Here is a 21,308-nt window from a genome sequence, read left to right as displayed (position 1 = left end):
ACACCGTATTATACGGTCATTTAGTACCTAATCCAGTTTATAAAATGGCTACTTTCGGTAAAAGAGTAAGAGAGTGTAGGGAAGCTAAAAGCCTCTCCCAGCAAGAGTTAGCAAAGCAAATGAAGACTTCTTATACTGTCGTGGGTAAGTATGAACGCGATGAGATGCTCCCTTCTATTGAAGTGGCTAAAACCTTAGCCCGACTCCTGGACACCACCGTAGGCTATTTACTAGGCGAAGCTGCCAACAGTAATACGTTTAAAGATCCCGCTATGTTGCAGCGCCTTAATGAGATCAGCTCATTACCTGAAGAAGATAAACACTGCATTTTATATACTATTGATAGTCTGTTACAAAATGCCAGGACAAAAAAAGCATTTGCGCATAAATAAATAATAACCCCGGTCGTTGACCGGGGTTATTAAAAACTAATAAAACATATAACCTCTAGCGGTAAGTTGATATTCTTTTTGACTGCCATCGTAAAACACTAGTCCATAATACTGCAGATGATTTAATCCAGCATCTAATTCTTGATAATCTATTGATTTATCTTTATTTCTCGATGCCCTTTTCCATAACTCATTAAGCCCTTCTTTAAGTCCCTCTCGACTTAATCGATAATGAACTCGCAGAAAAGATAAAATGCTATCACTTTGATATTCTTGAAATAAATTTCTATTATAAATATACAAGCCTCCTTCCATCTTATTACAGAGGGCTACAATATCAAAGAGATTAATTAGTGCTCCAAGATAAAAATCCTGACTATTCCTAAAATTCAGCTTAACCGACTTATCTTTATATCTCATTATAGTAACTCCCTCATAATAGTTGGTAGCCCTATTTAATAGCAAGTCAGAAATAATATCGTTTAATTCGCCCTCTAGCGATTTAATCCGTTCATCTCTTAGTTGCAACAACGGAACCTCTTCTGTTAGTTGATCCAAACTTAACATATGAATATCTAACAAATCTCTATAATTAAATGTTATATAAGTAGTCTGTACATCGGAACTAATACAAATCTGTCTCATAAATTATTTCGTAAATGTGGCTTCTACACCATTAGGTAAATTGTTTACATCAACTTTTGTAAAACCAGCCTTCTTTGCCAGTCCTCCAGATGGGGTTGCCCATGCCGCTTCTTTGTCTGTCAAACCACTGCCCATAGCTTTTCTATATTCTTGCAGATTCGTAGACATTCCACCAGGATATCTATCATCTAAAACCCAAGTACCTGTAAACTTTTTGGCATCCGTCACTTTCATTGCATCTTCAAATATTTGAGTTGCCAAACCCTTTTTCTGAAGATCAACTGGAATATTCAAGTCAAGCTCTAATCCCTTCTGTGCTGAAAACTCATACCATCCTAACGGCTTTTCATTATAATATGCGAATGTCATGCTACTTTCTCTATCAAAGGTAACAACTGCTTTTTCTGCTATTGTAAGCCCATCTACACTTGCTGATGCTAATAAACTCCCTTTAGATCCCCCCTTAGGCAAAGCAAGTTTTCCCCCTAAATAAATACCTGCCCCTATCCTTAAGGCATCTGGAGATGTAAGTGATTGTATCGGATGGTTCCACACGGTAACTGCTCCCTGTCCCAAACTAGCACCTACCTGTTTTCCCTCTGTTGTCAGATCATGTATATAAGTTCCTTTCCTTAAACTTTGATATGTATCTACTCCACTATTCCAAACTGTTGGGACAAGATTTAATAGATCTATACCCGCATTATTAAAGGCATTGAGATAATCCATTCCTGTACCTTTACCCGAATTTGGAAAAGCTAGAAAATAGGGCAATTTCTCCGCACCATCTAAATCGATACTCCTTATAACATCATTCTCCGCAAAAGCATAAGTACTATTCCATGGGTATTCTGCACTTAACGGATCCACACTTAAGAACTTCCCTATCCTCGGATCATAAATCCGCATCCCATAATCCTGCTGATTCCCCTCTCCCTTCACCTCATTATCATTCTCCTTCCCATTAAACCCATAACGATACCCACCTCCATTCATCTTCCTTCCAACCAACTGCATTCCAAACGGCGAATAATCCACGGCACTGCTAAGCGTCACATCATACACGCTACCGGTTGGTGTCTTGTTATCCGTAATCGTGGTCAGCACATTTCCCAGGTGATTCGTAATCTCGTATTCCCGGTTATTAAATGCGGTCCATAGGGCATCCTTTGTTGCAGTAGAGCCCAGTTTCATATTAGGCTTCCACACACCCAAACGGCTGCTACCATAAAGATACTGCTCTTTCCATATAATATCTGCTGAACCTGTTTTTTGTTCGTAGGTAGCTAACACGTTCCCGTTTACGTCCCTTTCATAAAAGGTGGTAGTAAAGTTTTGCGCAGACGTTTCCACCACTTTCCTGGACCTGTTACCTGCCGGATCGTAAAAATACTCTGTTTTAAGCGTTCCTTTCTTAAAACTCTTGATTTTTCCAATAATATTCCATTCTATTTCAGATACGTCGTTTCCATCCTTTATCAGGTTACCAATTTCGTCATACTGGTAGGCGTCACCCGCTACATTCCCAATCTCACTTGCTGTTTCTACAGCTGGAGCCTGATTTCCAATATCGACACCTGGGTAAAGTGGCAATGCGATCCCATCCCTGACATATCTCAACCGGTTACGGGTAAGCTGCCCGCTACTATTCCGCGGATAGTTATAAGTGAGCCGGTCCATCGGTGCACCGCTCATGTTATTACGGTTATACGTGAGAATATTACCGCTGGCATCATAAGTAATATCTTCTGCATAGGGTGTTGGAGGAGTAGTACCCATTTCCCAGGTGGTGGCCCCTCCCGCTAGTGTATGCTGACGCATGGTTCGTAACCGGTTCAACTGGTCGTAGCGGTAGCTATAGCCTATCGGATTTCCTCCGTTTATGCCTTTCAGGGCAAGCTCTGAACGGGCGATGTTGCCATTATACAAATCCTGCCCTGCAATATCAGCGGCCTTACCCTCCCATTTCAATGCGAACGGATTCGTAACAGTGGGAGGCTTGCCAATAGGGGTATAGTCACCCTGGAAGTAATCCAGTGTATACGAGGCTACGTCTTTGGCAAAATGCGCCTTCGTTCCCGAAGGGTCACCATCCCTTCCCATATCGGATGCTGGCGAGAGATAGTTGCCGTTAATACCTTTCAACCAACCTTGCAACGTATAGGCGTAATCGATACCCTGTACGGCATTACGAAGATACTCCATGCGGCTGAGTGGGCCATGTTTATAGTAGCGATAGTAGGCATCTGTAACCGCACCACTAATCTCCCACTTGTCGACAGATACGCTGCTGATACCGGATTTTGCCTCTACTAACCTGTTTTCCGCATCATATGTATAGGCATAATAGAACTGATCATCTTTTCCGGGCTGATAACGAACTGCATTCACTTTTCCACTGATCAGGTCATAATTGTAATCTGTCTGTTTGTAGTCGTACAACCCATTCCCATGCCAGAACGTTTTCACATTCCCAAGCAGATCATAGCTGTAAACAAAATTATCAGTCGTAGTTCCTCCTGTAGGGGCGGCAACGTACCGGTACTGAGCGGAGACCCTGTTTCTAAGGTTATCCTGTGTACCTATGCTGGAGGGTAGCATGGGGCTGTCGTAGAAAGTATAAATGCGCTCAGGATTTGAAATCGGATTCACTAATAAATCCCCATAGCTTGTAATAAATCCTGGTTCAAAAATACTGACGTTACTAAAAACCTCGCCATTCTCTGTAATACGGCCAAGTGCATCATATACTGAATAGTTATAATTGTTATTTCGGGCCCACTGTTTTGCATTTCGTGAGGCAATCAGTCTTCCCAGGTAATCGTACCAGAAACCGCTGACACCGGCATCCGGAGTCTTCTGTTTCGATACCTGGTTTAAAGAAGTATAGGCATAATCGGTAGCAAGCCTGTGTTGAGGCTGCACTGGCATAGGACGTACTTCAATGTTGGAGTTCGGACCGCCCACTGTTCCCGGTGCACCGTTAGCCGGTACATTATAACGCCCCCAGAAGCGCCTCGCGTCCAGGCCCGCCATCTGTGCCATACAAGGCTCCTGGGAGTTGGTCCATATTTCATCAGCCGTAAGCTGACGGTTATATGTTCTTAAGTGCTTCAGATCACTGAGATCACTGGTGATAGATACTCCACCTGTACCAACCACAATCTCCCAGGTGCAAGGCGCCGGTGGTGCTTTCGTATCACTATTCAGTAATTGACCATTTACATAGGTACTCAGTACCCCATCCATCAAATTACTTCCCTGTACTACCAGGTGCAGCCAGTCGCCACCTCTAAAAGCCGTAATGGGCACCGCTATATGACTACTGTTCACGATATTGATAGCATTAGTCTCCGGATTCATCTTATAAATCGAGACATAGCAATAGGTGCTGCTAATGCAGGTAGTAAAGAAGTAATTGTTATTGGAGGTAGGAGTCAACACCTGTGTAGCTCCAGTTGACCGGCCTTTAATCCACATTTCTACCGATATACCGGTCTGAATATTCAATGAATTAGTCAGTTCTGTCAATGTCAATGGCAAACTTGTATTAACGATAGCGCCATTGTAGTTACAGGTAAAGTCAGCCGGAACTTCCGTGGTGGTGGTATTCAATCTTTCCGTACTTAGTACATCCACCCCTTCCGGAGGTACCGTCCTCACCAGGTTACCCGCCTGATCATAATAATAAAGCGTGAAATGATAAAGCTGTTGTCGCGTTTTCAGATTCGCGGTAGCCTTTGTACCTGCACATACGGTAACGTATTGTCTACGGAAATCCTGTCGTACAGAATCAATATATACAACATAACGACGACGACCACCCGCAATTGCTCCATCTATCATTCCCATCAAACACTCAGCAGGATCAGGGGTTACTGACCTGAACACCGGCTCATTGCAGAGCAACGCCGAAGTACCCGCCGTTACCTTCTGCCTGTAGTCATCATAATCCAAATACCCGAGTGAAAAGCCCCAGCGATGGTTCAGATAAGTAGCTACAATGGTTTCATAGTTATCCTTCGTGTTATCCAGTCCACCTGACCATGGCTCCTGGTTAAGAGCCGTCATTCCGGCAGTGAACTCTGCAGGTGTAATACATCCTTTTGTATTTACTTCCAGGAATACCGGCAGTGTAAGCTGGCTGGCCAGCAGATACCGGCAGTTACCACAACTTTTTATCAGCTGATCCAATTCCTCCTGTTTGAGATTCATCGCACTGCCATACGTATCTGTAAGGTATTTTAAGAATGTGCGTCCCGCAGCATTGTTGTTATAGGTTGCCTGCAAAGCACTCAAACGGGCGCAGATAGCCGGGTTCGTGTTGCCGATAACCGCTTCTGCTGTTTGTGCCTTCACATTAAATGGATATGGCCCGGAAAGAATCCAGGGATTATTCTTCATTGTAATACTACCCGTGCCCAATACACCCAACATCACATCCTTAAAGGAACGATAACCCTCCGCAGTAGCACCAGGCACTGCCGCACTCGCACCGTTTAAGTGAGCAGTATCCCCACCCAGTTTGCACACTTCAATCAATTTCTGACGAAGCGCATCTCTTTTTATAGAAGTATAGCCACTCAGTCCTTCCTCTAATTGCGACATCCATACATCTGCATTATTGGCACAATTGTCTGCCACCAGGTTCGCTATCTGTGCAAAACCATCGTTCCTTAAAGAATCCGGATTCATGGAGAAAGTCTGATCATAGTCAATTCTCTCCATACGGGAGATTTTATTCCTGAATAAAGGAGAACAGCCGCCGGTGGGGTCGTTACAGGTATAAGAAAGTACCGTAATTTGCTGTTCTGCCGGCGTTGGACTATCAGTACCAATATAGACTGACCCAATATAAACCGGATCAGGTGGGTTCATCTTAACAGTAACTATATTGTTTGGATTTGTCCCAATTTTCAGAGTAAATACATACTCAACATCAGTTGATAGCGGAGACGAAAATGTTATCTTATAACCTAATGTACTATGTATTATTTGATCCACCTCCACCGTATAATCGGTCCTGCATGGCAGCGTAACGGGCCCTTTCGGAGGGAAAGACACAGCCCCACTGTTCCTGCAATAAACCGAATCTACTTTTAACACACTCAAAGGAAGATATTGTGGTATGCATATCGTCTTATATCGATCTCCTGCACCAAATATTAATATCTCTGAAGTATTGGTTGTCCCTGTGGAATATGTAACAGCCACCCGCGTTTCCGTAGCAAAACGGTTTCCTTCAAAATTAACCCGCACCCGCTTTGTTCCGGCACTGCAATTGCCCAATGAATCTTCTGCAAAAGAAAAGTCTGACACGGTGGCACAACTTTCTCCCAGCATTGGCAGCGGTCGACCTATTTTACAGATATCACCGCACCTGGCATCGCGGATACGTTGATAATAGATCTCCTTCAACTGGAAATAATACTCCGCATAAGCCAGCCATTCCCTGTCAGGTACCCGGCACTGCGTTTGTGGTACACAATTATTCCAACGGGATACAAAAGTTACATCTGCAGTAGCATTGGTATTGCCTGTGCTATCGGCACAATAGAGCAGATAATCAACATACTGCCAAATATTCTTGTTATTGTAAGTGCTGCTTTTAAACGGCGTCCGGTTCCTGGAATAATTGTTCAGATCATTCACAAAACTACCAATGAACGGCTGCGCTGCGGTGTTTGTTGCAAAAGGATCGGCATTCAATAACCAGGTCGGATTATTACGATCATAATTACTACCCACATATTTAGGAAGGTCCGATGCTTTTAAACACAAGGAAGTGATCTTTTCATCCCAACGCTTCACAGCAGACAAGCTTTCACAGCTTTCCAGGGCACAATACTCCCAATGATATGGCAAAAACAGATCTGCCCATTCCGGTCTCCAGTTCTTTACCAGGTCCTCCAATGTAAAGTTGGCATCACAGGGCGATATACTTATCCCATCAACATTGATGATCCTGGTTGACTCATAACTGGAACCACCAACAGTATCGACCGGGAATATTGTTCTGAAATAAATTGCCAGTATATTCACAGCCTGTTCCAGCGGCCGGCCATAGCTGTCGAACTGCGCATACTGTCCACCCGGACTTACATCCTGCTTCAGGGTTTCTTTTAACTCCTTACAGGGATCAGGTACGCAGTTCAACAAGGCAATAGTGCACCTCATCTTCAATATGTCGTACAAGGGGCCGCTCCAATTATTGATGTCATTGGTGTACAAGGTCGCATTCACCTGATTGTCGGCGATTCTCTGCCATACCTTCTGTTGAAATTCCGCTTTAGTACCCAACGCTACTTCACAAGTATGACAATCACTCACGCAGCCGGAGAAGTCGGTCGTTCTCAGTTGGTTGATAATAAAATAGAACTCCGGCTGCAAATTGGTGTTACGCTTGATAAAGTCGTCAGTATAGGCAGCAATGACATCAGGATTCAGCGACAATTCAAAGCGGATGCTATACTCGCCGGCCTTTCCCAGGTCTACCACAAAGCTGTTTTCTACACTACCATCGTCCGCACAGTTGGGGGTAAGACTGCCAATCTTGATCGGTGTTATATTCGCGTCTACCTTGTTATTACAATCATCATATACATCAATCTTCAGTTCATAATAGCAATTACTGCAGATCTCTACCGCATTCTCTTTATACTTCTTGATCAGCTTATCTATCCGGTACCTGATGCTGGCATTATGATCCGGCACTGCGCAGAGATAGGTAGCGGCCCCCTTCAGTTTCAGCTCCTGTGGATCAAACACAAACGACTCTGGTTCCAACACGGGTACATCCACCAATTCTGAAACGCCTTTCGAAGCCAGGGGTAACACATTATCGGGTGATCCACCGCTTAAAGCTGTGGCCACCGGCTTACCGGAAGCATTCAGGTAGCTGATACTGATCTGCCCATTGGGGTCAATGGTCATATTCTTCAAAAAGTGCGAAGCCTTTCCCGCGCTTGAACCGAAAAGCCGGTCCAGTTCCCATTGCACAGGTTTTCCATAGAAGTACCTGGTGGAATGATTCAATGCTTCGTCCTGGTTAGGCTGCATTACATCTCCCACTCCACCCTTTACCCGCACACGACCGGTATTATCATTGGTATAGGCAGTAATGGCAAAAGGATATCCGCTGGCATCAGGAACATAGTTCATCGATGCGTCCGTCGCTTTAAAAGGATTGGCGGATGAATAGTACATACCGGCGCCCCCCGTCGTTCCCAATGGCGCTGGCTTTACGACACAGACACCTGTGCTGTTGTTGTAAATGTCCTTGTAGGAATATACTTTGTTGAGGGCGTTCAGATTTTGCCTCCCATAGTACGTTAAAGCAGTTGCGTTAATAGGGGCAGGCAAAATATTAGCCGCTACCCTTCCATACTCGTCGTACACATTCTCCTGCAATACTACATTCTTATCCGTGTTGTTGATGGTAACCGTTTGCCGGTTCTTTAAAATCCCATCAAAATAAGCGACTACTTCTTTTTTCTTACCCCCTTCCGCATAACTGGCGCTGAATTGCCAATTAAACCCAGGTTGATGCCAATCCAGATCCAGTACCCTCGCCACCTCTCCGCTTGCCAGCTTTACCTGGTAAACCCATGGATGTTCTTCCCGGAAACCATTTACATAGATCACATAACGGATACGGAGCAACAGGTATTTGCTGCTATGCAAAAGCGTGATATCGTAGTTATGCTGATCGGTGGTGATACGGGTGGAATTATTCCGGAACATCGCTTCCAGCTGCGCATCCGTTATCGAGGAACGGTTTGCAGTGATGAACTGCCCATTGGTGGATTCATCGTCAATATAGGTCCACTCCAGGTCATATTCCTGCCCGGGTATGATCTCATTCCAGTTAACGTTTATAATACCCGTTAAAGGTGGCGTATTTGGTGTAGCACCCATAGGAGTGACAGCTGCTTTTCCCTGCTTTTTTGGAGCAACGTCCGTTTCCCCGGATTTAAAAAATGCTGTCATCGACAATTCCTCTTCCTTACTGGAGATATATTGCCGGTCTACTATTACTTCTCCTTTCAACGAAAAAATTGCCGGCAGATCGGTACCCAGCTCTTTGCTCGTGATATCGTTGATCGTTAATTTTACCTTATAGGCATTGGTAAAAGAATAAATATTTTCTCCCTGGTAGGGCGCCAGCCAGGCGGTATCATAATCAATATTCAACCGCGCATGCTCAATGGTGATCGGGTCGTCCTGGTCGGGCTGACTCCAGTATTCTATTTTCAGATCGAGTTCGCACTTGAAAGGCTTATCGATCCGGTAGGTAGAATCCCGGTACAAACCGAAAGTAACGACGTTATTTACGAGCTTGTTATTGATCGATTTCCAGTCAAAGGCATCATTCCGGAATTTTTCATCCTTAATAACAAGGGTATCTCCTTTTTTTATCTTTCCCTGCAGCCGTTTCTGGTAGGACTCTACCTGCGCGCTGGCAACATGAATCGTTCCCAGCAGCAACAACAGTGCACAGCATACACTGTAACAGAGAATATTTAATTTTCTATAACCCATAGGTAAAGGGCATTAATGGTGAATAGGTTAACACTTAAAGCGTTGATATTAATCTGAAATTACTATAGGCCGCAGCAGGTTTCCAGCCTGCTCCTTCCTTCTGCAGGTAGGTAGACAAACTAAGCCGGCGGCCATCTGTAATCACCTCATTCCATTTATTGAAAACCGTGGTGATCTCCCTGTCCATCTCCCTGTTCAGCGGATCTTCCAGGTTGGTTAAGCGCATATAAATGCTGTTCAATTTCCCGGCACTACGGTCATAGGTAATTTTCAACTCCTTACAGGTAACATGGCGTTCACAAAGCAGTTGCACGGTTGTTAAATTATCGGTGTGCGTGGTATTGATAGCATAGCTATCGCTCTCCCAGAGTGCAATGATACTATCCACCGCTAACTGGGGAGCCGCCACTACCTCTTTGGGAGGTGAAACAAATAGTTTCTCAATTCCCCGGTTAGCCGAAATACACACGTCTTTCAGCTGGATCATTTCATTATCGCCCAGCTGATAATACATTTCTGCATTTCTCCTGCAATAATTAAATGTGGCATTCACATTTTCTGTCGGCTCCGCCGGATCACTGATCCGGATACTACCTCCCATATCAATCACAGACAACGTATCGATACGCCTGTAAATAGCAATGATCTGTCCGAGCAACGCAGCATCCTCTCGTTGAAAATGGGTTGCTTCTTCCGCTACCGGCGCCTGTTCTTTCAAAGAAGGCCACCAGCTGCTCAGCAAGGGCCTGGCGCCTATAGCAAATCCAACCACCATTACTGCCGCCATGAATAAAATGATAAACTTTCCACTTATATGATACTTCTTCATCTTTCAATATTAAAGCGGTTAATTTTTCGCCCTGTAAGAAGAGCGGTTTTCTTTAATCGTCATGATTCCCCGGTCTGTTTCCTTCTTTAACCTGATCAGGGTACCTTCATCATCATACTCATACAGTGTGGCCAGGTTATTTTCATCCAATTGCGCCATGAGTCGCTGGTTTTGAGGATCATATGCATAGGTTTTAATATTGCCGGCAACAGGTAAAATACGTATGTCGTCTATCCTGGTAGCACTGCCTGCAGACAGGGTTAGGGCAGTAGAAGATGCGGTTGGACCCGCATAAAATCTGAGCTCTACCAGCTTCCATCCTTCTACCGAAGCTTTTACTGTGAGGGGCCGGTCAACGTCATTAATACTCACTTTCAGATCGGAGGTACTACCAGCAGGTTGTGCATCTTTTACCCAGGCAGAAAAAATGTACTCTGCACCTGGCTTCGGCGCAAATCCCATCGGGTAAACATTAGGCCTGGTCGTACGCATATATTCACCCAGGTCAGAAAAATCCAGGTAAGGCAGGGTATGGTGCACATTTTCATGCGGCCGCGTGTATAATACCAGTGGGCTGTTTAGTTTCAGGCTGTATTTACCGGTGTGAGCGATTTTGTTATCCAGCCAGTCTGCATACTGTCCCTTGTCGCGGATCATCACGAACATGTTGAAGCTGTCTTTCGGATTACTATTTTCCGGAATGGCCTTCACCCGATATGCATAATCCTCAAATCCATCATAAAATATTTCCCGCTGCATCGCATTGGAAGCCACAGCGGCGGTAAGTGTATTATTAAAACTAAACAGTGCGCTTTTGAAAATCCCCAATGGATCTTTTGATTCCAGGCCATTTCCCTGGGCGTCAAAAAGAGTGGCAGTACCGGTGCTGACCCATTTTTCATTATTCACATAAGTGGGCTTCCACAAATTATCGGTCACTGAGAAATACCAGTAAGGAGTAAAGTTCTGATAAGTCCCACCCTTCCTGATATCAGGGATAGACAGCTGCTGCCCGATCCTGTTCACCAGGAAAGCTTTCTGCTCTATTGGGCGCCAGTTTCCGAGGAATCCATACAAGAAAGGATTCATCTGAAAAATGATAGGTGTGACATAATCCTCTTTACTTATCAGCGTACCTAACGCCCCCTGAAGTTCCTCTACATTGGCGGGATAACGTATCAGATCTTCCGATGAATAAGCGATAATATTTGTATAATTACCGGTGCTATATAATTCATAAGCCGATTTATTATAGATCTCCGCAGCAAAACCGGCTTCCTGATCCTTGGAATTACGACCCATGACCCGGAAATTATGCTTACCAGGAAGCAGGTTCGGTAATTCAAAAACATGCCATTTTCTATGATTGCTTAGCTTCTCTTCCGTGAGCTTTCTCACTTCCACACCATCGATATATACATACACCTCATCATTACCACCCAGACCAAGAGAATAGCTGGCAGCTGGTTCCAATGTTATGTTGGTGTTGTAAGAATACCAAAGCGGATTATTTAGCGGATTCTTATACCTGGGATACATCCCAATGGCCGTTAATCTTCCGGTGTTGCCATTCCCTCCCCAGAAATACCCCTTTCTGTTACCGTATTCCGTACCATTCTGATCATAAAAGCTGGTTCCGTCATTCCCATCCTGGGAATCTTTATACAGCGCATAATAGGGCCACATGCGGTCGTTTGCATTAGGATTTCTGATATACACGCCTCTGTCGGGGCGCTCATAGACATACGGATCTGGAATGCCCTCCATTTTAAGCCGGGCGCCCCAGGATTGATCGTACAATGTTACATTGGCATCCAGCACACCCAGGGAAGCCAGTTCGTCGTTTGTATCTGTTGTAAAACGGAAAGCTCCATTTTGTACCGGGTTTTTCAAACACACCACGGAAGCTCCGGGGGCCGTCAGTTGGTTCCGGTATCCGGAGCGGGCTAACTTTACGTCGCTTTTAAAATTCTTCGCCACAATCCCGTCCTTGTTGATAAGCTTATAGGATGGGTCCTGGTCTCCTTTGGTCAGTGTTTTTACCACCCAGTAAATTGAATTCTGCTCCTTCAGATCAATCAATTCATCTCCTGTAGTCACAAAGCTGGTAAACGTGGATAGAATTTTCCCTTTGAAATCTGTCTCGAAATTCCGGATAAGGGCATTGTTATTTTTATAAGCGCCAGACATGCCGCTATTCATCCAGTATGCCGGCATATTTACCTGGTATACGGGATCATCAAATTCGTTATTGGTAGTGGTGACTACCGGATCGCCGGTAATAGCATCGTACAAGGTATTTTTGGTGGTAACAGTAGATCCATTAATGGTTTTCACGACCCGGTCCAGTACCCCGGAATATTGCACGGTTTTTAACACAGATGCTGAACGGAACAACCGGTACTCATCGTTCTGACTCATGGGCCAGTGTGGGATCACCCACGGTATCGGGAAACCGGGTATCATATCAAAACCCGCGCGGATGGTCCGGCCTGTGTTACTGGTTTCTTCTTCCCGCATGTCTACTATCATTTCTATCTCTCTACCGATAACCTGGTTCTGCGTAATCTCTCCTTTTTCGTTCACTACATCCACGTTATTCACGAGCGTTTGCGTGCCTACCCCCAGTGGCTTTGCATTGAAGTAGTAACTTGTGCTGGCAATCTCCGCGCCCGACTGGTTAAATACTCTTTCTGCTTTTGGCTTGCCATGCATGTCGTTCAGTTTCACCACATACCCCTGGGATAACACCAGTTCATGTGCTACATTGGAACCAATAAAACTAAACCAACCTTTGGAATCATAATTATAGGCGTCCGGACTTTGATCATAGCTTACCTGTACCGGAAAATCCTTTGAGGTATAGAACTCATGCTGTACCCATCCCGTTTTAGGAGCAGCTTCCACCACGCCTTCAGCATTCAGATTTTTCACCACCACTTTGCTATAACCCACTACCGGTGACGGGAATAAGGTTTCTCCAAAGGGTTTCTCCAGGTAGTAATAGTTATTGAGGCCCCCCTTTACATCTTCGGTATAAGGTACCGGTAAACGCAGGGGATTTTCATCGCCCCCTACTGCCGGCTCATAGCTGGCCACACCACTGCTGATTATTTTTCCATTCCAGGTAGTGGTATACGTATATTCCTGACCGTAGGTTGCACCTGTTAAAGGCTCACCACTGATCGTGTTCCAGATATCTGATATTCTGACACGCTTCACCCGGGCCGCACCGCCCAGTTTCATTCCATCCACTTTTGCAATACGTCCAAAACTCTTTTTCAGATCCACACTTCGTGCAAATCTCTTCCGCTCCGCTCTTTTATAGAAGTTCCCCGTAATTTCACTGAGGTTACTGATGGAGTTCACAAGGGCGCCCAATGCGGCCTGTATAGGCATATCGTCGGATATCCTGTTCTTGTAGCCAGGATAAGCATACCTGGGATACTCTAATCTCATTTTCTGCCAGGCGGCAAAAATGAAAGGATTCGAAGTCACATTCCCTTCGCCCATGGTGTCGAATATGACCGCTACATTTCCACCGGATTTTTCTATCACATCTTTCACCTTTCCATAACACGGAACATAATCGCAACTACTTTCAGCCGTGCCATTGTCGGGTTTATCCGTCAAATTCACAAATAGCTTGGCGTAAAAATCCCTTTCGCCATTCAGGTAACGCCTGATAAAATCATTTTTTTTCTCTTCTGCGGAGGCTCCGTTCAGGCTTTCTTTAATATTGATCATAAATCCACGGGCAAAAAAGAAGTCCGGCTCCGGGTTACCGTCTTTATCTACCAACTGCGTCAGTTCCACCATCTGCATCGCCTGCTTATCCTGTACATAAGCGTAATCGCCGGATTCATAATCTACGTGAATTTCTCCGCCTGTTGGCAAACTGATGTCCGTCAAATTCCAGGCACTGGCATTCTGATCAGCGATCGCCTTATCCTGTGTACTATAAGGGAAGCGGTCATTATTTAAATTATTCAAACCGGATTTGGCCGCTTTATAATTACCCCACCGGTCGGTAGAGAGATACTCATAATCGGGATTCTTGCCCGTATATTTGAAAGTATAGGGAAAATGTTTCCCTTTGGTAGAAGCACCATAGGTAAAGTGCAAACCCGTTAAGGTAAGTTTACCACTATCGGCAACGGCCTGGTTGGGTACTTTCTGACAGAGCGTGTATTCATAGTTGAATACCGCTGTTTTTATGGGTGTTGTAAGATCTTTCTTCGAATACAGGCGGACTTCCTTCAAACAACGCTGTCTGCCACTGGCGGTATTGTCTATAACGCCGGTGATACCGGTAACACCTAACGCATCATTCCTGCTGTCCAACAGGAAAAACATGACCTTGTTTTTTGTTTCGATGGAGTTTAACAACCATATTTCCTTCTCCCCATATACGATGCTACTTTTATCATCATCCTGATCAGCATTCAATGCTTTGTTATACAGCGCCCTATTCGGCTTCATCGGAGAGCGCCACTTGTAATTACCGTTTACCTTTGTATAGTTAAATTTAATGGCAGTACCCAGGTCATCATCTGAAATACCGTCGCCTGTTACATCTACATAATCGGGCGACAATATCGCAGACAACAGGAAAGCCGATGCATATGCCGGCTGCGTTTCCTTATGAAAATATTTATCAATGCCGTAATTGTGCTGGATTCCTCCATCGGGTTTCAGCGAAAATCCTACGAGGTTTCTGTCCTCCTCCTTCACTGCATTCGGATCTGTGGCAAATGAATACTCTTCCTGTACCTTGTTATAAACGGGCAGGCTGTATACCATTCTTTTCCCGTCGTCTCCTGTGACCGTAAATTCAGAAAGATGGGTACCATATCTTGACTCTGTTACTGCGGAAGGCAGCGCTGGTGTAAAACCAGTTACTTTGTTCTCCCGGTAATCTTCTTTCATTCTTATCACGCCACCCTTGTAGGTTTCTGAGGCGGTAAGATAGGAAATGGCGTTCCGTCTTACCTGTCTTGCTTTCTTTGTCAGCGGGTTGGATGTGGATATGGGATAAGTATTATTATATCCGTCTTTCAGTTCACTTTTACTGCTGAGTCCATCCAAAGACACATGCACTACGTCTTCGCCTTTGATCAATGTCTCATATTCATTGCTCCCCACATTCTTCTCATCCATCTGCTTAAAATAGGCATGCTCTTCGAGGGTATTATCGGTGTTCTTATAATCAGCTACTTCATTGAATTGGTTATTGTTTTTCCACTTCCCGGTTTTGTTGGATACATCCTGCTTATAAAACGTGACCCCACCATGAAAGTATAATCCAAAACCCAGATCTGCTCCAAGGGTAGTGGTGTTATTCGCGTCATTGACAGCAGGGTCAAACACCGTTCCTGAACCGCCGCGATGCAGGCGGAATTGCCCGCTTCCCAGCTGGCTGGAATAGGAAAAAATATCGGCCGTAGCGATAGGAATCGCAATGTTTGGCATGTTGGGAATTACTGCATTATCTTTCTCCCGCATGAAATCCATTACTGCGTTGGGCACATCTTTACCCTGGTTAGCATACAGGTATCCGTATGCCGGATTAGTATTAATCCTGTTCAGTATTTCGCGTTTATACTGGTAGCCGGTAAGTCCTACACCCGCAAAAGCACCGGCGCCGGATGGTCCTACATCTATACTGTAGCTACGGTTGGTAGACCTATAGGGTACCCCGATATGCGGATAAAAAGGTGGTGTGTTATAAGTGAATCCGATGCCACCTACATCGAAACTAGAAGAACCCGCTTGATTATCCCAATCTCTCGTGGTTACACCGAAAGACCCGTTCAGTGTGAGGCTTTTCAGCCCCTGGCGGGTGTTATAACCTAGATTGGCCGACAGCCCTACGTTTGTGGTCTTATTTTCATTCGACTTATCATATAAAGCCAGCGTGATATTAGGCGATACATCCACACCGTTACTGGTATTGGACATCAGGCCCACGCCCAGTCCGGGTGTTAAGGCACCACTCCCGCGTGTAAGAGAGATACCGGCATTTATGCCGAATTCCGCTCCTATCCCGGTATAAGTATCACTGAAGATACCGAGCGACAAAGAGCCTTTCAGGCCAATCAGTTTCGCCCCGCCAAAGAACTCCGCTTTAACAGTTCCCCGGCCACCGGTTGTTGTTTTAGGCGCCGTATAATGTTCCGTGATTACCTTATCTCCGTTCATATCATCCGGAATACCTCTCAGGCTCCGGCTAATGGCGCCCACATTGAGATTCCAGCCCAGTCCTACCCAGCTGGCCTCATCATCCATTCCTACACCGGACTGGTAATTTAAATTGATGGGGTAACCATCAATATCCATTATCGGAATATTGTATTTAAACGCACCGGTAAACATGTCGACCGTTTCACTGGTACCTGCTTCCGCAAACTGTTTGCTTTCCGGTTGAGAAGGACCGGTTGTAAGTGCCCATGCAGCGCAGGGTACCAATATCTGGAAGGCAAGCAAGCCTAGAAAAAAAACTGCAATGGACTTTCTGAATATTATGTTTCCTGGAATCATAACCTGCCGCTTAATGAGTCAATACTATTGATATGTGTAACCTGGAAGGGAAACACCAACTTATGATGCGTATACATCCAATCATTCATCACGAAATACAATACAGCTGTTCCTGCCGGCACGGCCCTTTTGAACGTGGTCAGGTATTCTGCTGAAGAGGTACTTCCATTCGGAATTCGCTGCGTAAACTGTGCCGCCAGCGTATCACTTCCCACTACCAGCCAAAACAGGGTATCCACGCTTACCGCCTGCATTTTCCGGCTTTCTTCCCCGGAGGAAGCTGGCAGGGCAACGTTTAACTTAAATGTCATTTCCCCCGCTGCATCCGGATTTTCCCTTCCCAGCATCCGTTCCCACTGCACCGGGAGGTAACTGGCCCTTACCCTGATACCTCCTGCATCCTGTTCCTGAACCAGCGCCTGGCCATTGTTGGCATAAAAAGCTTTTATTTCTTTCTTTCCTGAATGACAGGCAGACATTAACAACCCTATCATCACAGATATTATTAAGTATTTCATCGCTATTCCGTTTCACTTTTATAAAGAAATCTTAATTGTTTTTCTTCACCGTTAGGCAGCTTCAACTCCAGCAGGTAATAGTAGCCATCCACGAATGACCTGTTCTCTGCCAGGGGTATGACCACATGGTTATTTCCCCGATTCAGTTTGATCGCTGGTAGTTTACGCATTTCCAGTTCGGGCCTGGTGATACAACGGATCTTATAATTCAGCGGGGCTTTGTCGTACACATTTTCTACCGCAAACAGCACTTTTCCGCGGGCCACATAAAAATTACCTTTTGTCAGATCCGTAATATCCCTGAAGCTTTCCGGCACTACTGCCGCGGTTTCCTCTTCACAGAACACAGTAAACTCCCATATCTCGGAGTTCACCAGCAGCATATCATTTTTGTAGGCGCTTACCTGCCACACGTACGTTTTTCCCTGCATAAGATCTTTTGCCAGAGAAGGATAAAAAAGCATGGGGGAATTAATGCCCAGCTGGTTAATCAAAGGCATATTGTAATTAAGTGCTTCTACCTTTGCCTGTCCGGGTTTCACTTCTGTGAGTACAAGCCGGTATTGTACCCCCGGAACAGCCGGCAATAGTGGTTGCCAGAAAAAGGGTGGTCGCTTGTTACAGATCTTGTCTTCTTCTGCCGGGTTCAATAGCAGCAAGGGAGAAAACGGCTGGAGGTAATAATCGAAGCACTGGTCGCCCAGGGTTTCGCCCTGGTGCGACTGATCACCGGCATTCAGTTCAAAACAGTATTCGTAATCCCCTTCCGTAAAGTAGCCGGACTGGCGACAGATAGTGGCCACCTTATTTTCTGCAAAGCGGATGGCAGATCTGGCAATCAATCCACCCGGTAAGGAGTTCGTGCCAGGCATTAACTGAAAGGCAGGTGTTTTTATACTGACAATATTGCCAGCATCGGCAGCAGATACTTTTACGGTAAGACTTACCAGTTGCGACTGGCTGCCGGTATTCGCCAGCTTCACCTGCAACAGGCCATCCAATGTGCGGCCATGCAGTTCCGGGATAAAAACAAAGGATACCTGGGCACGGAGTTGAACAGTACAAAACAGCATCAAAAAAATCACTCCCTGATAAAACTTTAACATAGGTACTTAATTCAATTGGTAAGAAATAGCCAGTTCACTTCTGAAGTTGCCGAACAGATAGTTCTGTGGCGTATTCAACAGGTTTTTACGGCAGTCAACATACATATTCACATTTAACCGGGGCAACACACTGGTGCCGGCAGTTTGCCTGAAACCGAGTTGCTGCACCACCGCCTTATTATCCAGGTAGGTCATACCGCTGCTACAGCTTATTTTCTTCCACACCTGGTAGGTCCATCCCGTTTCAACCGTAAGGAGGTTGGCATATACCGCTTCACCCTTAATATCTTTATTGTAAAACAGGTTTAACGAAAGGACATGTGAGCTGATCACCAGGTTGTGGTTAATATTAATATTCAGTAAGGTGCTGTGTTGTGGCAAAATATCGATCTGCTGATATCCCAGCATAATATTGCTGTTGTATGGAAGCGCGGCCATTTTTCCCTGCACCTGTGAAGCGAGCGATAACTGCCGGGTCATATACTGAAAGGATGCTGCCTTTTCACCGGTGCTTTTCATGGCCGACTGGTTAAAACGCGCATCAAAGGCGATCTTCTTATTCAGTTTCCAGCGACCATCAATAGCAAACTGCCTGTTTTTCCATTTGCTGGAAGTCAAGGCCGAAGAGCTGATATCCTGGAAATCGGATCTTACTCCCAGCACCAGTTTATTTTTATACCAGTTTCTTTTCAGTTTTAACCCGTAACGTATCGTTCCTCTTCCTGCTCCGGGAGACGCCGGGTTATTATATCCCAGGCCAGAATAGCTGACATAGGCACGCTGGTTCATATTCCACTCGCTTACCTGCCCGTTGTAGTCGAGCCCCACAGACAAGGTTTCCCAGAAATCGTTGAACAGCGATAATGCAGCAGCCTTACTGGCCAGCATCGGGTCATTACCTACTGCCGAATTCTTAAACTGGTTATTGGACTTCGATAATTGTGCGGCGATACGGCCATAACTACCCAGGCTGATATCTTCCGAAAAAGCGCCTACAAAAGTATTTCTAGGTAAATTCAGGGTAGTATACTGGCGGCGGGAATCGCTTTTGGTATTGGCGTTCACGACCCCTGCATGGCTGTGTGGCTGCGTAATATCACCGGCGCCCATTTGCAGGAACTGCATGCTATAAGCCCCCGGATCAAGCGATGAATTAAAAGCAAGGTCTTTTATTGTTCCGCCATCGATACGCTTTCCGGCACCCAGCATCAGGAATTTATTGTTGTTCAGGAAACTGGTTTGTATACCGGACATAAACAAGTCCTGTACCCCACCTTTACTTCCGGAAGCCGCAATGTTACCGATGTCGAGTTGTTTGGCACTTAATAACAGGCGTTGCAGACCGCTCAATGGCAACAGTTCTTTAATGTTCCTGATTTTGTTGCTCTCCTCTTCCAGTTGCCCGTTGATTTTTCCTCCCGCCACCCGTTCGTCTGAGATAATGGATTTAGCCTGCAGGCCTTCTCCTACTTCTTTCTTCAGCGCAAAAACGCCCGCCATATATTTTCTGGCTGCACTGGCTGTACGGAAGTGTTCCAACAGTCCATTGAGGCTGCTGTCGGCCACCGGATGCGCCAGTAAGATACTATCCTGCAATGCCGCAACAACCGGCTCGAGGTCTTCTGCTGTAATGCCGAGGGCTCTATTGTTCAGTAACTCATTCCGTAGTTGCAACGAATCCAGCTGGATGATATGATCGCTGTTGAGCAATTGGCCGAAGGCGGCTGACTGCTTTTCTCCCAGCTCCGTGAGTTTTTGCTGGAGCGCTTCCAACCGGCTGTTGGTAAAGGATTTTACCGCGCTTTTGATATCAATGTCTTTCAGAAAGTATTTTTTGAGATCATATTTCTTTTCGACTATGCTATTGAGGCGTTTTACGTAAGCGTCTTTATCAAATGAAAACTTCACGAGCGACTGATCCGCAAAGGGATTGTTCCAGGTACTTTGTCCTGAAATATTTGAATACCTCACGTTAACGGGTATATTCTTTATCATCAGCTGATCCCCTATTGTAACGCTGGCACCCAGCATAGGCATGCCCGGCGTATTTTCTGCGAAAGCACCGGCACTGGCTTCTTTAAGACTGTTACTATACGCACCGGCATTTAACAGCTTATTCACGCCCGTTTCATCCCGTAAGGCATAGAAGCCCCGCAGTTTATCCGCGATGTATTGACGGATACGGGCAGTGTCTTTGATGGTACTCATGCCTTGCTGCAACTGCGTGAGCTGCTGTTTACCGGCTGAATTACCGATAAACTGAAAGAATTCCTGCCGGGCGGATTCCTGCAGATATTTGCCGGCGCCTACATCCGGAACAGCCGGAAGATTTTGCCGGAGATATGCTTTAGCCTGTGCCATGGCTGACCTTTTGTTCAGCGAGTCTGCGAGTATCATCTGCAACATAGGGTTACCCATAGGCAGCCCAGCTTTTTTGGCATATTCCTCCAGTTGCTTAACGGGGGCATTTACTTTTACCGTTTGAGCATGAACGGTGACGGAAAGTAGCACACAGGTACACCACGCCGCTATAACTTTTGCCATATAAAAATTTTCATGGTATAGGGATTATTTATCTGGGAAGCAGCAGGAACGCTATCCGGGGAAGCAACCCTGCTGCGGGTTATTTTTCTTGCATATCAATGCATTCAGGAATGAAAAAGAGCCGTATATAGCAGAATTAGCTGACTGATACACCGCAATGTTGATATTCCCGTTTGCATCTGGTGTTACATTT

General features: G+C 45.4%; 8 protein-coding genes. 1 reads left to right on the top strand and 7 read right to left on the bottom strand.

The annotated features are described in order from the left end of the window. The first annotated feature begins 44 nt into the window (after positions 1 to 44). Complete coding sequence (locus tag V7S65_RS06865) at positions 45 to 392, top strand: helix-turn-helix domain-containing protein (protein WP_336388750.1); 348 nt, start codon at positions 45 to 47, stop codon at positions 390 to 392. 36 nt (positions 393 to 428) lie between these two features. On the opposite strand, the gene V7S65_RS06860 is transcribed toward V7S65_RS06865, so the two are convergent. The 7 genes from V7S65_RS06860 to V7S65_RS06830 all read right to left on the bottom strand — a co-directional run bounded on the left by V7S65_RS06860 (position 429) and on the right by V7S65_RS06830 (position 21,115). Then, positions 429 to 974, bottom strand: a complete 546-nt coding sequence (locus V7S65_RS06860) for a hypothetical protein (RefSeq protein WP_339545380.1) — start codon at positions 972 to 974, stop codon at positions 429 to 431. Between the two features lie 66 nt (positions 975 to 1,040). Further along, complete coding sequence (locus V7S65_RS06855; RefSeq protein ID WP_336388752.1) at positions 1,041 to 9,578, bottom strand: RHS repeat domain-containing protein; 8,538 nt, start codon at positions 9,576 to 9,578, stop codon at positions 1,041 to 1,043. A gap of 34 nt (positions 9,579 to 9,612) precedes the next feature. Beyond that, the gene (locus V7S65_RS06850; RefSeq protein ID WP_336388753.1) at positions 9,613 to 10,407 is read right to left on the bottom strand and encodes a hypothetical protein; all 795 of its coding nucleotides are present in this window, start codon (positions 10,405 to 10,407) and stop codon (positions 9,613 to 9,615) included. Positions 10,408 to 10,425: 18 nt separating this feature from the next. Next, a complete protein-coding gene (locus V7S65_RS06845; RefSeq protein ID WP_336388754.1) occupies positions 10,426 to 16,947 on the bottom strand; it encodes a hypothetical protein in 6,522 nt (2,173 codons plus the stop codon). Continuing rightward, positions 16,944 to 17,465 carry a hypothetical protein gene (locus tag V7S65_RS06840; RefSeq protein WP_336388755.1) on the bottom strand — a complete coding sequence of 174 codons (522 nt, stop codon included), beginning with the start codon at positions 17,463 to 17,465 and terminating at the stop codon, positions 16,944 to 16,946. Before V7S65_RS06840 ends, V7S65_RS06845 begins: the two co-directional genes overlap by 4 nt. A 2-nt stretch (positions 17,466 to 17,467) precedes the next feature. Further along, positions 17,468 to 18,571: a hypothetical protein gene (locus tag V7S65_RS06835; protein WP_336388756.1), complete on the bottom strand. Its 1,104-nt coding sequence runs from the start codon at positions 18,569 to 18,571 to the stop codon at positions 17,468 to 17,470. A gap of 6 nt (positions 18,572 to 18,577) precedes the next feature. Then, on the bottom strand, positions 18,578 to 21,115 hold the full coding sequence (locus V7S65_RS06830; protein WP_336388757.1) for a hypothetical protein: 2,538 nt from the start codon (positions 21,113 to 21,115) through the stop codon (positions 18,578 to 18,580). Positions 21,116 to 21,308: the final 193 nt, after the last annotated feature.

This window comes from Chitinophaga sp. CCNWYY40 (genome assembly GCF_037483205.1).
GTDB classification, from domain to species: domain Bacteria; phylum Bacteroidota; class Bacteroidia; order Chitinophagales; family Chitinophagaceae; genus Chitinophaga; species Chitinophaga ginsengisegetis.
Note: the sequence above shows the minus strand (reverse complement) of the source record. Positions and strands in the feature narration are given on the sequence as shown.